General features: G+C 72.3%; 12 protein-coding genes. 6 read left to right on the top strand and 6 right to left on the bottom strand.

The genetic code is table 11. The features are described from left to right. Positions 1 to 19: 19 nt before the first annotated feature. Positions 20 to 1078 carry a C45 family autoproteolytic acyltransferase/hydrolase gene (locus tag AW273_RS05055; RefSeq protein ID WP_062345672.1) on the bottom strand — a complete coding sequence of 353 codons (1059 nt, stop codon included), beginning with the start codon at positions 1076 to 1078 and terminating at the stop codon, positions 20 to 22. Between the two features lie 90 nt (positions 1079 to 1168). Continuing rightward, positions 1169 to 2323 (bottom strand): pyridoxal phosphate-dependent aminotransferase, encoded by a 1155-nt coding sequence (locus AW273_RS05050; protein ID WP_157555572.1) that lies wholly within the window; start codon positions 2321 to 2323, stop codon positions 1169 to 1171. Between the two features lie 22 nt (positions 2324 to 2345). Here AW273_RS05050 and AW273_RS05045 point away from each other — a divergent pair, with 22 nt between their 5' ends. Genes AW273_RS05045 through AW273_RS05030 form a run of 4 tightly spaced genes read left to right on the top strand, consistent with a single transcriptional unit; the run spans position 2346 to position 4870 of the window. After that, complete coding sequence (locus AW273_RS05045) at positions 2346 to 3236, top strand: DUF418 domain-containing protein (RefSeq protein WP_062345669.1); 891 nt, start codon at positions 2346 to 2348, stop codon at positions 3234 to 3236. Then, the gene (locus tag AW273_RS05040) at positions 3166 to 3948 is read left to right on the top strand and encodes a carbon-nitrogen hydrolase family protein (RefSeq protein WP_062345667.1); all 783 of its coding nucleotides are present in this window, start codon (positions 3166 to 3168) and stop codon (positions 3946 to 3948) included. The genes AW273_RS05045 and AW273_RS05040 overlap by 71 nt, the downstream gene beginning before the upstream one ends. Positions 3949 to 3998: 50 nt before the next feature. Further along, on the top strand, positions 3999 to 4457 hold the full coding sequence (locus AW273_RS05035; protein WP_062345665.1) for a hypothetical protein: 459 nt from the start codon (positions 3999 to 4001) through the stop codon (positions 4455 to 4457). Then, the gene (locus AW273_RS05030; RefSeq protein ID WP_062346133.1) at positions 4454 to 4870 is read left to right on the top strand and encodes a hypothetical protein; all 417 of its coding nucleotides are present in this window, start codon (positions 4454 to 4456) and stop codon (positions 4868 to 4870) included. The genes AW273_RS05035 and AW273_RS05030 overlap by 4 nt, the downstream gene beginning before the upstream one ends. 88 nt (positions 4871 to 4958) lie before the next feature. Here AW273_RS05030 and AW273_RS05025 read toward each other — a convergent pair whose 3' ends face one another. Next, positions 4959 to 6458, bottom strand: a complete 1500-nt coding sequence (locus AW273_RS05025; protein WP_062345663.1) for a carboxyl transferase domain-containing protein — start codon at positions 6456 to 6458, stop codon at positions 4959 to 4961. Next, a complete protein-coding gene (locus tag AW273_RS05020; RefSeq protein ID WP_062345661.1) occupies positions 6455 to 7603 on the bottom strand; it encodes a CaiB/BaiF CoA transferase family protein in 1149 nt (382 codons plus the stop codon). Before AW273_RS05020 ends, AW273_RS05025 begins: the two co-directional genes overlap by 4 nt. Before the next feature lie 69 nt (positions 7604 to 7672). Between AW273_RS05020 and AW273_RS05015 the strand changes: the two genes are divergently transcribed. Then, on the top strand, positions 7673 to 8227 hold the full coding sequence (locus AW273_RS05015) for a uridine kinase family protein (protein WP_062345659.1): 555 nt from the start codon (positions 7673 to 7675) through the stop codon (positions 8225 to 8227). Positions 8228 to 8237: 10 nt separating this feature from the next. Continuing rightward, positions 8238 to 8786, top strand: coding sequence for a DUF1707 SHOCT-like domain-containing protein (locus tag AW273_RS05010; protein WP_232327072.1), 549 nt, complete (start codon positions 8238 to 8240; stop codon positions 8784 to 8786). A 3-nt stretch (positions 8787 to 8789) separates the two neighbouring features. On the opposite strand, the gene AW273_RS05005 is transcribed toward AW273_RS05010, so the two are convergent. Both AW273_RS05005 and AW273_RS05000 read right to left on the bottom strand, forming a co-directional pair. Next, complete coding sequence (locus AW273_RS05005; RefSeq protein ID WP_157555571.1) at positions 8790 to 10610, bottom strand: hydantoinase B/oxoprolinase family protein; 1821 nt, start codon at positions 10608 to 10610, stop codon at positions 8790 to 8792. After that, positions 10597 to 12615 (bottom strand): hydantoinase/oxoprolinase family protein, encoded by a 2019-nt coding sequence (locus tag AW273_RS05000; RefSeq protein WP_062345657.1) that lies wholly within the window; start codon positions 12613 to 12615, stop codon positions 10597 to 10599. Before AW273_RS05000 ends, AW273_RS05005 begins: the two co-directional genes overlap by 14 nt. Positions 12616 to 12836 lie beyond the last annotated feature (221 nt).

Genomic DNA, 12836 nt, shown 5'->3' with positions numbered 1-12836 from the left:
TCATGACCCTGGGCAATATTCACCAAGTGCGCCGGCCGCACGGCCCGCCCTCGGTGGCCCGCACCTCGCCGTTCTTCAGGTCGAGCTCGACCGTCGCCAGGGTGATGTGGTCGTCGTCGTGGCCGGGCTCGGTGTGGTGGCAGACGCCGCCGGCGTGCCGGGCCATCACCTTGCGGACGGTCGCCGCGTCGGGCCTGGCGGTGTGCCGGCGCAGGCCGCGCCGCAACTGGTCGCGGCGGATGAGGGTGCCCGGGTGCAGGCGCGGATAGGGGTCGCTGGGCACCACGCGCGGGTCGAGGAAGTGGTTGGTGTGGACGAGCATGCCGTCGTCCTCGGGAACGGTCCACCCCGGTCCGCCCGGGTGGAGTTCGCAGGTCACGGCCGCGTTTCCGGCGGGGCCGTGGGAGACCAGGTTCAGCGACGAGGAGGCCGTGACGGGGGCCGTGGTGAGGGTGTAGGCGGCCGAGGTCACCGTGTCGCACTCGTCGAGGACCCGGCGGGCGGCCACGTGGACCGGCAGGCCGATCCCGTCGGCGCCGTCGTCGTCGTGGTGGAGGCGGGTGAACAGCAGGCCCAGGCCGCTGCCGTTGACGCCGATCTTGCCGACGACGCCGTATTCGGTGAGGGTCGTGGTCACGCGGCCGTCGGGGAACGGGATGGTCCAGACGAGCCAGCCGGCCGCCATCTGGCGCATCCAGTCCCACGTCTGCACGGCCACGGGCGCGGCGTCCTCGTCGTCGCCGAGCAGGACGACCGCGGAGCACTCGCTCTCCCGCGCGCCGCCCAGGTAGGACAGGATCTCGGTCCGGGCGTTGACGGCGGCGAGGTCGGTCACGGGGAGACGGGCGCCTTCCGCCATTCCCGTGATCTCTTCGGCGAGGTCGGGCGCCCACGCCTCGATCGCCTTCATGCCGAGTTTGCCGAGCTCGGTCAGGTCGGGCTGCCGCCCCCCCGCCTTCTGCCGGAAGACCTCGGTGTAGGTGGCGACGGTGCGGGCGATGTCGGCGCCGTGCGCCTGCCCGAATTCATGGCCGCGGTCGAAGGGATCACTGACGGTAGAGGTATAGGCGCGGGTCACATATTGAGCATCTCATTCGCGGATCGTTCCAACTGGCTCCGAAATGTGATCCTCATCACCTGTTAACAGCCGATCATTCTCCGTGACGGCTCAGCCCAGCCGCAGCGACGCCAGCCGCCCGACCGCCTCGTCGATCACCTCGTCGCGCTTGCAGAACGCGAACCTGACGTAGGGGCGCCCGGTCTCGGCGTGGTCGTAGAAGACCTGCGTCGGGATCGCCACCACCCCGGCCAGCTCGGGCAGCCGGCGGGTCAGCTCCAGCCCGTCGGTCAGCCCCAGCGGCCGGATGTCGGTCTGCACGAAATAGGTCCCGGCCGTCTTCAGCACCTCGAACCCGGCGCCGGCCAGCCCCGCCGAGAGCCGGTCGCGCTTGGCCTGGAGCCGGTCGCGCAGCCCGCCGACCCAGCCGAGCTCGTGGCGCAGCGCGTGGGCGACGGCGAGCTGCCAGGGCACGGCCGAGGTGAAGGTCAGGAACTGCTTCACCGCCGTCACCGCCGTGACCAGCTCGGGCGTCGAACAGATCCACCCCGTCTTCCAGCCGGTCACCGAGAACGCCTTCCCGGCGCTGGAGATCCGGACCGTGCGCTCGCGCATGCCGGGGAGGGTGGCCAGTGAGACGTGCGGGACACCGTCGAAGGTCAGGTGCTCGTAGACCTCGTCGGTGATGGCGATCAGGTCGTTGTCGCGGCAGAAGGCCGCGATGGTCTCCAGCTCGGCGGGCGTGAAGACGGTGCCGGTCGGGTTGTGGGGCGAGTTGACGATGATCGCCCGGGTCTTCGGCGTCGCCCGCAGGTCGGCCGGGTCGAAGGTGAAGCGGCCGTCGACCGGGCGCAGCGGCACCGCCCGGCGGGTGCCCCCGGCCAGCGCGACGGCGGCCGGGTAGGAGTCGTAGTAGGGCTCGAAGACGATCACCTCGTCGCCCGGCTCGACCAGGGCCAGGACCGCCGCCGCGATGGCCTCGGTCGCCCCGACGGTGACCAGGATCTCGGTGTCGGGGTCGTAGGAGAGGCCCTGGGTCTCCTTGGCGTGCTCGGAGATCGCCTGGCGGAGCTCGGGCACGCCGATGCCGGGGGCGTACTGGTTGCGGCCGCCCAGGATCGCCTCGGTCGCCACGGCGAGCATCGCGGCGGGGCCGTCCTCGTCGGGGAAACCCTGGCCCAGGTTGATCGCGCCCGTCCGGACGGCCAGCGCCGTCATCTCGGCGAAAATCGTCGGGCCGAATTCCCTCATACGTCCAACTAGCATCCGCACAATTTACTCTGTTCGCATGGCCAGGATCCGGGAGCTCGACGCCCTCAGGGGGTTCGCGGTCTGCGGGATCATGCTCGTGAACACCTGGCAGCACGTCGACCCGCGCCCCGAAGAGGGCGCCGCGTTCATGGGGTTCGTCGAGGGCCGGTTCTACCCGATCTTCTCGTTCCTGTTCGGCGTGAGCTTCGCCCTGTTCCTGCGCTCCCACGACGACCGGCTGATCATGCTGCGGCGGCTGGCCGTGCTGGCGCTGTTCGGCGCGGGCCACTGGTGGCTGATGCCCGGCGAGGTGCTGCTGCCCTACGCCCTGCTCGGCGTGGGCGTCCTGCTGCCCGCGAGCTACCTGCCGAAATGGCTCAACCCGGTGCTCGGGGCCGCCGTGGTGGCCTGGGCGGTGGTGCAGGGCAGCCCGTGGATCCTCATCGCGGGCCTGTTCCTGCTGGGCCTGGCCTGCGTCGACCACGGCGGGCCGAAGCCGAGCCTGATGGTGTTCCTGATCAGCGTGGGCGCGGCGGTCGTGTTCTTCCCCTTCGAGGGGTTCCCCTCGGCGCTGGCCGGGGCGGCGGTCTACGCGTCGGGCTTCCTGCTGCTGAGCCCCCGGGTGTTCGAGCCGCTGGGGCGGATGGCGCTGACCAACTACGTCACCAGCTCCTTCGTGATCATCGCGGCCGGGGCCGAGTCGTTCCGCTCCGTGGTCGTGGTCACGGTGGTGACCCTGGTCGTCCAGTGGTGGTTCTCCGCGTGGTGGCTCTCGCGGTTCCGCTACGGCCCGCTGGAGTGGGTCTGGCGGTGCCTCACCTGGATGAAGGTGGTCCCCAACAGGCAGACTGTTGCGGGTGACCGTAGTAGCGCTGGGACAGATCCCGATCGACCACGAGCCGAAGAAGAACCTGGAGGCCGTGCGTGAGGCGCTGGCCTCGGTGGAGGCCGACCTGGTCGTCTTCCCCGAAGCCACGCTGAGCCGGTTCGGCCGCCACATCGGCGAGGTCGCCGAACCGCTCGACGGGCCGTTCGTCACCGGTCTCCGCGAGGCCGCCCGCGAGTCCGGCACCGCCGTGATCGCCGGGGTCTGGGAGCCCGACGGGGGCCGCGTCGCCAACACCGCGGTCGCCGTCGACGCCGACGGGTCGCTGAAGGGGGCGTACCGGAAGATCCATCTGTTCGACTCGTTCGGGTCGCGGGAGTCGGAGTTCGTCAGCCCCGGCCCCGAGCCGGTCGTGGCCGAGGTGGCCGGGCTGCGGGTGGGCCTGGCGACCTGCTACGACGTGCGGTTCCCCGAGCTGTTCCGGAAGCTGGTCGACCGGGGCGCCGAGGTGTTCGCGGTGATCGCGGCGTGGGCGGCCGGGCCGCTGAAGGAGGACCACTGGACGACCATGGTCCGGGCCCGCGCGATCGAGAACACGACCTGGACCATCGCCGTCGGCCAGCCGCCCCACACCGACGGGTTCGGGGTCGGGCACAGCATGCTCGTCGACCCGATGGGCGTGGTGACCAGGGGTCTCGGCCCCGCGCCGGGCGTGGGCGCCGGGGTGATCGACGCGGCCCGGACGGAGGCGGTCAGGACGGCGCTGCCCGCCCTGCTGCACCGGCGATTCACAATCGGGGACATTGGCGGGTGAATCCCTCCTAACGGGAGGTGAGGAAGTCAATCGCTCGTAAACTGTCCCCCATGAGTGAGCCAGGGCACAGCACACGCATGCAGAAGGTGATCCCACCGCGCCTGCTCGTGCCATACCTGGCCGGACGGCGCACCGTCATCTCCGGTTACGTCTACCGGGTGCAGGACTGCGAGCGGCTGACCACCCCCCGGGCGATCGTCGACGCGCTCGACCTCTCCTTCGAGGGGTCGGAGCTGGTCCCGGGCGTACCGGAGCTCTACATCCTGCGCTGGCTGGCGCGGGAGATCGACACCTACGTCGTTCCCTACGGCCCCCACATGGGCGGCGACTGGAGCGATTCGCCCCCCTTCGCCGGAAACGGCTTCACCGCCTCGCGGGAGCACGTCGTGCCGCAGTTCCACACCATGCCCATGCCGATCCCGGCGGGCGCCGAGATCGTCCACCTCACCCGGCAGGGCGAGCGCCTGTTCGCGGCCTTCGACGGCCTCTCGTGGCGGCCGGCCGCATGAGCGGCGACGTCGAACCGGTCGGCCTGGGGTTCATGGCGACCTACCGGGGCCGCAACTACCCGGCCGCCATCGGCCCCGGCGGCGACGACGTCGTCCTCTTCAGCGAGACGGCCGAGCCGGGCTTCGAACGCGGCCGCGGCTACCACCGCCTGGCCGTGACGACCAAGGAGCTCGACCACCTCGTGCTGCTCCGCACGGTCGGCGAGTTCGGCGGCGAACCCTGCCTGGTCCTCGACGAGGACGACGGCGAGGAGGGCGGCCTGCACATCGCCTACACCGGGCACAGCGGCATGAAGGCCGAGGCCCTCGGCTACTGGCTGGTCGACCACGGGGCCTACGAGGTCGTCGTCCCCCGGGAGGAGGTGCACTCGATCAGGGTCGAGCGCATCGCCGTCCCCCTCACCTCCGGCTAGACCGGCTTTCCACCGGGCCGGGTCGGCCATGCCGAAACGTCGGACACGGGTGGCACCATGAGCTCGGTCCCGGGTGGGCGGGCCAAGGTCAGCTCGTTCCGACGGCCCGGTAGCGGGCGATCCGCCGGGCCACCCGGTCGCCGGCCGGTTCGGCCAGGAGCGCGGTGATCTCCTCCTCCAGGGCCCGCGCGACCCTCTTCGTGAAGGCCGGTTGCTCGTAGACCGCGTCGGGACACTCGGCGATGATGCGGTCGACGATGCCGTCGCGCTTCAGGTCCGCCGCCCTCACCCGCTGGGCGTGGGCGATCTCGGGGGCGAAGTCGACCGTGCGGTAGAGGATCGCCGAGGCGCCCTCCGGGGGCAGCGGCGAGAGCCAGGCGTGCTGGGCGGCCAGCACGCGGTCGGCGGGCAGCAGGGCCAGGGCCGCGCCGCCCGACCCCTGGCCGAGCAGCAGGCAGACCGTCGGGGCGTCGAGCATGACCAGGTCGGCGAGCGAGCGCGCGATCTCGCCCGCCAGGCCGCCCTCCTCGGCCGCCTTCGACAGTTCGGCCCCGGCCGTGTCGATGACGGTCACCAGGGGCAGGCCGAGCTCCTCGGCGAGCTTCATCCCCCGGCGGGCCACCCGCAGCCCGGCCGGGCCGATCTTCAGGCCGGCCCGCGCGCCGCGCCGGTCCTGGCCGAGCACCACCGCCGGGGCGGCGCCGAACCGGGCCAGGGCCAGCAGGAGACCGGGGTCGCTCTCGCCCGCGCCGGTGCCGTTCAGCGGGGTGACGTCGGCGGCGGCCAGCTTCAGCAGGGTCCGGACGCCGGGACGGTCGTCGCGCCGGGAGCTGACGATCGCGTCCCAGGCCGGGACGTCGGTTCTGGCCTCGGGTCCGGCGGTCGGCGGCAGCGGCGGCAGGTCCTTGGGCGCGCACAACACGCTGAGCGCCCGGACGGCGATCTCGCGCGCCTGCACCGCCGGGACCACCGCGTCGACCAGGCCGTGGGCGAACAGGTTCTCCGACTCCTGCACGCCCTTCGGGAAGCGGTAGCCGTACAGGGACTCGAAGACGCGCGGCCCCAGGAAGCCGATCATCGCGCCCGGCTCGGCCGCGGTGACGTGGCCCAGCGACCCCCACGACGCCAACACGCCCCCGGTCGTCGGATGCCGCAGGTAGACGACGTAGGGAAGCCCGGCCTCCTTGTGGGCCGTCACCGCGGCGGTGATCTTGATCATCTGGACGAACGCCAGCGCGCCCTCCTGCATGCGGGTGCCCCCGCTGGCGGGCGCGGCCAGCAGCGGCAGCCGTTCGGCGGTGGCGCGCTCGACGGCGGCGACCAGGCGTTCGGCCGCCGCGACGCCGATCGACCCGGCGAGGAAGGAGAACTCCCCGGCGACCACGGCGACCCGGCGGCCGTCGAGCCGCCCCTCACCGGTGACCACCGACTCGTCGTAGCCCGACTTGTTCCGGGCGGCGGCCAGTTCGCCGGCGTAGTCGGAGCCGGGCGGGGCCGTCTCCAGGGGCGGCCGGTCCCAGGAGACCCACGAGCCGGGGTCGAGCACGACCTCGATCAGGGTGCGCGCGTCGGGTCTCTCGGGGGTCACGTCGCCTCTCTCCCCGTGAGCCAGTCGAGGACGGCCTGGTTGTCGGCGCCGAGGGCGGGCGGGGCCGTGTGCTCCCGGGGCGGGTGGTGGTCGAAGCGCAGGACCGGGCCGGGCAGCCCGATAGGGCCGAGGGCCGGGTGGTCGACCTCGACGAGCAGCCCCTGGGAGAGGGTCTGGTCCCAGGCGTAGACCTCGTCGATGGTGCGGATCGACCCGGCGGGCACCCCGGCGTCGGCGAGCCGGCCGAGCCAGTGGTCGCGGGTCTCGGTGGTCAGCGTCTTCTCCATCTCTCCGACGAGTTCGTCGCGGTTGGCGAAGCGGTCGCGGTTGGTGGCGTATTCGGGCCGGTCGGGGTCGACGCCGAGCAGCGCGGCCACCTTCCGCCACTGGCCCTCGTTGCCGGCCGCGATCTGGATCATGCCGTCGGAGCAGCGGAAGGCCCCGAAGGGCGCGATCGAGGAGTGGTGGTTGCCGTTGGCCTTCGGGACCTGGCCCGCGACCGTCCACTGGGTGCCGTGGTAGGCGTGCACGCCGACGACCGAGGCCAGCAGCGAGGTCCGGACCACGCCGCCCCTGCCGGTGCGCTCGCGCTCGTAGAGGGCGGCGGCCACGCCGTAGGCCCCGTGGATGCCGGCCAGCAGGTCGGCGATCGACGGCCCGGCGCGGTGCGGCTGACCGGGCGGCCCGGTGATCGACATCAGCCCCGCCTCGCCCTGGGCGATCTGGTCGTAGCCGGGACGGCCGGCCTCGGGCCCGTCGTGCCCGAACCCGGTGATCGACAACACGACCATGCGGGGGTTGAGCTCCTCGATCGTCTCGGTGGAGAAGCCGAGCCGGGCCAGCACCCCGGTCCGGAAGTTCTCGATGAGGACGTCGGCCTGCCGGATCAGCCGGGTCAGCACGTCCTTGCCGGCGGGCTCCTTGAGGTCGAGCGTGATCGACCGCTTGTTGCGGTTGGCCGACAGGAAATAGGTCGACACGTCGCCGACGAAGGGCGGCCCCCAGGCGCGCGACTCGTCCCCGCCCTGCGGATGCTCGACCTTGATCACGTCGGCGCCCAGGTCACCGAGCATCTGGGCCGCGTGGGGGCCGGCCAGCGCCCGGGACAGGTCGAGCACCACGACACCGGTCAGGGGTCCCTGCACGATCGTCCTCCGATTTCGATGGGAGCCCGCAGGCTACCCGTACCAACGGGGGCTGGCACGATCGGGGGCATGCCGACCATCGCCGACCTGGCCGCCCGGATCGCCCTTCTGGAGCCGTCGTGCGGCCCGTCCCGGCTGGTGGCCGTCGACGGCCCGGGAGGCTCCGGCAAGACGACCTTCGCCGGCCTGCTCTCCGGGGCGCTGAACGGCGCACCCGTGGTGCACAGCGACGACTTCCCCATCCCCTGGGACCAGGGCCCCGAATCCTGGTTTTCGCATCTCACCCGAGACGTGCTCCAACCACTGCAACGTGCGACAAAAGCCACTTTCCTCCGGTACGACTGGCGTACCGGAACCTACGCGGAACAGGTCGAGGTGCCCCCGGCGACCGTCGTCATCGTCGAGGGGGTCAGCGTGGCCCGCGCCGAGTGCCCGGCGGCCCTTCGCGTGTGGGTGGAGGTGGCCCGGGAGGTCCGGCGGGCCCGCGTCCTGGCCCGCGACGGAGTGGAGCACGTCGACAACTGGGCGACGTGGACGGCGGCCGAGGACGCCTGGTTCGCCCGGAATCCGGTCGTGCCGGACGCCCGGGTCGAGGGAACCACGTTCGAGGTCGCCTGGCCGTAGGTTGATGGCCATGGACCAGGAAGCCCGCGCCTCCGACCAGGACCGGGAATCGACCGTCGCCCACCTCAAGTCGGCGTACGCCGACGGCCGCCTCGCCCCCGGCGAGATGGAGCAGCGCGTCGGACGCGCGCTGACCGCCGTCTCCCGCGGCGACCTGGCCGCGCTCACCGCCGACCTGCCCGAACGTCCGGGCGAGGTGGTGACGATCCGCACGAAGTCGGGCCGCGTCGTCCGCAAGGGCGCCTGGCGGGTCCCCCGCACGCTGCGCGTCGAGGCCGAATACGCCCACCCCCACTTCGACCTGTCCGAGGCGGTGATCGAACACGACCGGATCGACGTCGAGCTCGACCTCGCCTACGGCAGCGCCACGATCGTCCTGCCGCCGGGCGCGACCGCCGACGCCGACGGCGTCCAGACCGACTGGGGCGGCGTGTTCTCCAAGGTCCCGGGCGCGCCCGTGCCCGGCCACCCGCACCTCCGGGTGACGGGCCGGCTGGGCTACGGGCGGCTGCGCATCCGCTACCGGAGCACCGGCCGGTTCCGCTGGCTCACCCGCTGAGCCCTACGGCCGGACGTCCACCTCCGCGTGGGGCAGGCCGCCCGACAACTTCGGGAAGCCCGGCCCCCGGTCGAAGAACGCCTCCCGCGGCCCCCGCAGCTCCGCTCGCAGCGCCTCGGTGGCCGCCTCGTCGACCGTGAGGCCGCCGGAGAACACCACGCCGTAGTCCTCCCGCGCGGCTTCGAGCGACACCTTCCCGTCGCGGACGTCGTCGGCGACCCGTGACGGTTCGCGGTCGAAGGGGGAACCCCAGCCGCCGCCGCCGGTCGTGCGTACCCGGACGATCTCGCCCTCGCGCACGGGGAAGTCGTCGACCAGGCCGTCCATCTCGACGCCGTCGACCGTCACCACGAACGGCCGGCCGGCCCGGCCGCCGTTGACGCCCCAGCAGCTCAGGATCGAGCGGTCGGCGATGCTCATGAACGACGCGTCGCGCAGCAGGCGAATGTGCTTGTCGTAGCCGAGGCCGCCCCGGTAGCGGCCCGGACCGCCGCTGTCGACGGCCAGGCCCAGGCGTTCGACCCGCAGCGGCCAGCGTGCCTCGGCGAACTCCACGGGGATGTTGCGGGAGTCGGGGACCACGTGGATGGTGTCCTCGCCGTCGGCGTACCACCGGCCGCCCGAGCCGCCGCCGAGGACCTCGCGCATCAGGTAGTCGTTGCCGGCCGCGTCGTGGCCGTGGACGCCGGTGTAGCGGATCGTCTCCTGGTCGGCGGGCATCCGGCCGCCGGTCGCCTTGGCCAGCACCCCGGCCAGCACGCCCAGCAACCTCAGGATCACGAAGGTCCGGGCGTTGGTCGGCGCGGGGAAGACCGGCGTGAGCAGCGTGCCCTTCTCCGGGAAGACCATCTTGATCAGCGGGACGACGCCCTCGTTGACGTCGAGTTCGGCCATGCGCTCGGGGGTGTCGGCCAGGTTCCGCAGGATCGGAGCCAGCCACTTCTTCAGGAACACCCCGTCGGCGTAGTCGCCGGCGTGGTTGATGGGGCCCTTGGCCTGCGGTGACGTGCCGGTGAAGTCGATCACCAGCGGCTCGGGGGCGGCGTGGTCGACGGTCAGGGTGATGCGCTGGGCGTGCAGGCGGGGCTCGTCGACGCCGTCGTGCTCGGCGTAGTCCTCCCAGACGTGCACGCCCTCGGGGATCTTCGCCAGCAGCTCGCGGCGGAAGGTCTCGGTCGTCTTGGCCAGGATCGCGTCGAAGCACGCCTCGACGGCCTCCCGGCCGTAGCGGTCGAACAACTCGCCGAGCCGCCGCGCGCCCATCAGGCAGGCCGAGCACTCGGCGTCGAGATCGCCGGCCAGGGAGTCGGGCATGCGGGAGTTGCGCGTCATGATCCGCAGCGCGGCGTCGTTGGGCACGCCCCGGTCCCACAACCTGATCGGAGGCACCATCAGGCCCTCCTCGAACACGCTCCGGGCCCCCGAGGGCATCGAGCCGGGGCACGCGCCGCCGATGTCGTCGTGGTGGCCGAACGCCTGCACGAACGCCACGACCCGCCCGTCGTGGAAGACCGGCACGGTCACGCACAGGTCGGGCAGATGGCCGATGCCGCCCTCGGACAGGTAGACGTCGTTGTGGAAGAAGACGTCGCCGGGGTTCATCGTCTCGACCGGGAAGTCGCGCACGATCGGCTGCACGAGCGCGCTGTAGGAGCGCCCGGTCAGCTTCCGCAGCCGGACGTCGTGGATGCCGGCCCGGAAGTCGTGCGCGTCGCGGATCATGGGCGAGCGGGCGGTCCGGGCGATGGCGGTCTCCACCTCCATCTCGACCGACGCCAGCGTCCCCTCGACGATCTCGATCAGGATCGGGTCAGCCAAGCTCACGGCGCACCTCCAGGTTGCCGTAGTCGTCCATGGTCGCGGTGAAGCCGGGGTGCACCGGGATCGTGGAGCCGTACTCCTCGATGACCGCCGGGCCGTGCACCACGGCCCCCGCGCCGAGGTCGCGGCGGCGGTAGATCACCGTCCGGGCCCAGCCGTCGAAGTGGACGTCGCGGGTGCAGATCGGGGTGGGCTCCTCGAACTGCTCAGGGCGGCGGGCCAGCGCCGGGCGGGTGATGGGGCCGACCCCGCTCACGCGGAGGTTGACCCATTCGACGGCGTGGCGGGGGTCGTCGCGGTAGCCGTAGCCGTAGAGCCTCTGGTGCGCCTCGTGGAAACGGGCCTCGACGTCGCCGTCGGCGGGCACCCGCACCTCGTAGGCCTGGCCGTAGTAGCGCAGGTCGGCGGTGCGGACGTACACGTGGTCGGTGAAGCCCTCGCGGGTCAGCGCCTCGCCGGCCTGGGCCTCCAGCTCCTGGAAGATCGCCTCGATCTCGTCGGGGCGCGGGTCGGTGGTGACGTGGGTGCGGACGTAGTCGTTCTTCACGTCCACCGTCAGCAGGCCGAAGGCCGACACGTTGCCCGGGTCGGGCGGCACGATCGCGCTCTTCAGGCCCAGCACGTCGAGCAGCCGGCAGACCAGCAGGGGGCCGGAGCCGCCGAAGGCGACCATGGGGAAGTCGCGCACGTCCAGGCCGCGCTTCACGGTGATCTGGCGGATCGCGTTCGACTGGTTGAAGGCGCTGATCTCCAGGATGCCGGTCGCGCAACGTTCGGGGGTGAGGCCGAGCTTGGCGGCCAGGCCCTCGATGCCGGCCCGCGCCGCCGCCGCGTCGAGCGGGATCTCGCCGCCGAGCAGGTGGGGCGGCACCCGGCCGAGGAAGACGTGGGCGTCGGTCACGGTGACCTCGGTGCCGCCCTTGCCGTAGCAGATGGGGCCGGGGTCGGCCCCCGCCGAACGGGGACCGACCTTCAGCGTCCCCTCGGGCGAGATCCACGCCACCGAGCCGCCGCCCGCCCCGACGGTGACGATGTCGATCATGGGGATCTTGCAGGGGTAACGCCCGATGGAGCCCTCCGTGGTCTGGGATGGCTCCCCGTCGACGATGACGGCGACGTCGGTGCTGGTGCCGCCGCCGTCCAGGGTGATCACGCTCGGGTGGCCGGCCGTCCCGGCGATCAGGGCGGCGCCGAGCGCGCCCGCCGCCGGGCCGGACAGGACGGTGGTGATGGGCTGGTTGACGACCTCGGCCGCCGACAACACCCCGCCGTTGCTCTTCATCACCGAGAAGCCCCGGCCGAGCCGCTCGGACAGGTTGCCGATGTACGTCCGCATGATCGGCTTCACCGCGGCGTCGACCAGCGTGGTGACCGAGCGCTCGTACTCGCGGTACTCCCGGAGCACGTCGCTCGACAGCGAGACCACGGCCTCGGGGTGCTCACGGGCCAGCACGTCGCGCATGAGGCGTTCGTGCGCGGGGTTGGCGTACGCGTGCAGGAAGCACACCCCGATGGCGGTGACGCCCTGGTCGCGGAGCGAGCGGGCGGCCCCGGCGGCGGCCTCCTCGTCGAACGGCCGGACCTGCGCCCCCGTGTGGTCGAGGCGGCCCGGCACGGTCTTCACCCGGTGCACCGGCACGATCCGGGGCGGCTTCACCCAGAAGTAGGAGTTGCCGTAGCCGTCCGGCACGCTCTGGCGGGCGATCTCCAGGATGAACTCGAAGCCCTCGGTGGTGATGAAGCCGAGATGGTCCGACCGGTCGGGACGGTCTTCCAGGAGCTGGTTCGTGGCCACCGTGGTGCCGTGGACCAGCGCCGAGACGCTCGCCAGGTCGACCCCGCCGCCGTGGAGCTCCAGGACCTTGGCGACACCGGCCAGGAAGCCGTCGGCCGGGTTCGACGGCGTCGACGGGGTCTTGGTCGTCACGATCTGCCCGGTGCGTTCGTCGACGAGCACCACGTCGGTGAACGTGCCACCCGTGTCGACACCGATTCGGACGCTGTACATGCCCCGTTTCTACCGACCTGCCCGACGTGGGGAATCAGCGGGTTGTGCCGAAGAATCCCAAAATACTCGTCACAGCCTGCCCGGCGCCGTCGTGAACCTCCGCCCGGCCGGGCCCGTGCGGCCCCAGGTCAGCGGCCCTGGGGCCGATGGGGGCGGGGTTCCCGCACGGGGAGCCGGGGGGAGCCGGTTTTGCCCGGAACATCGGACGCCCGCACCGTTTG

Source organism: Herbidospora yilanensis (assembly GCF_001570565.1).
GTDB classification, from domain to species: Bacteria; Actinomycetota; Actinomycetes; order Streptosporangiales; family Streptosporangiaceae; genus Herbidospora; species Herbidospora yilanensis.
Note: the sequence above shows the minus strand (reverse complement) of the source record. Positions and strands in the feature narration are given on the sequence as shown.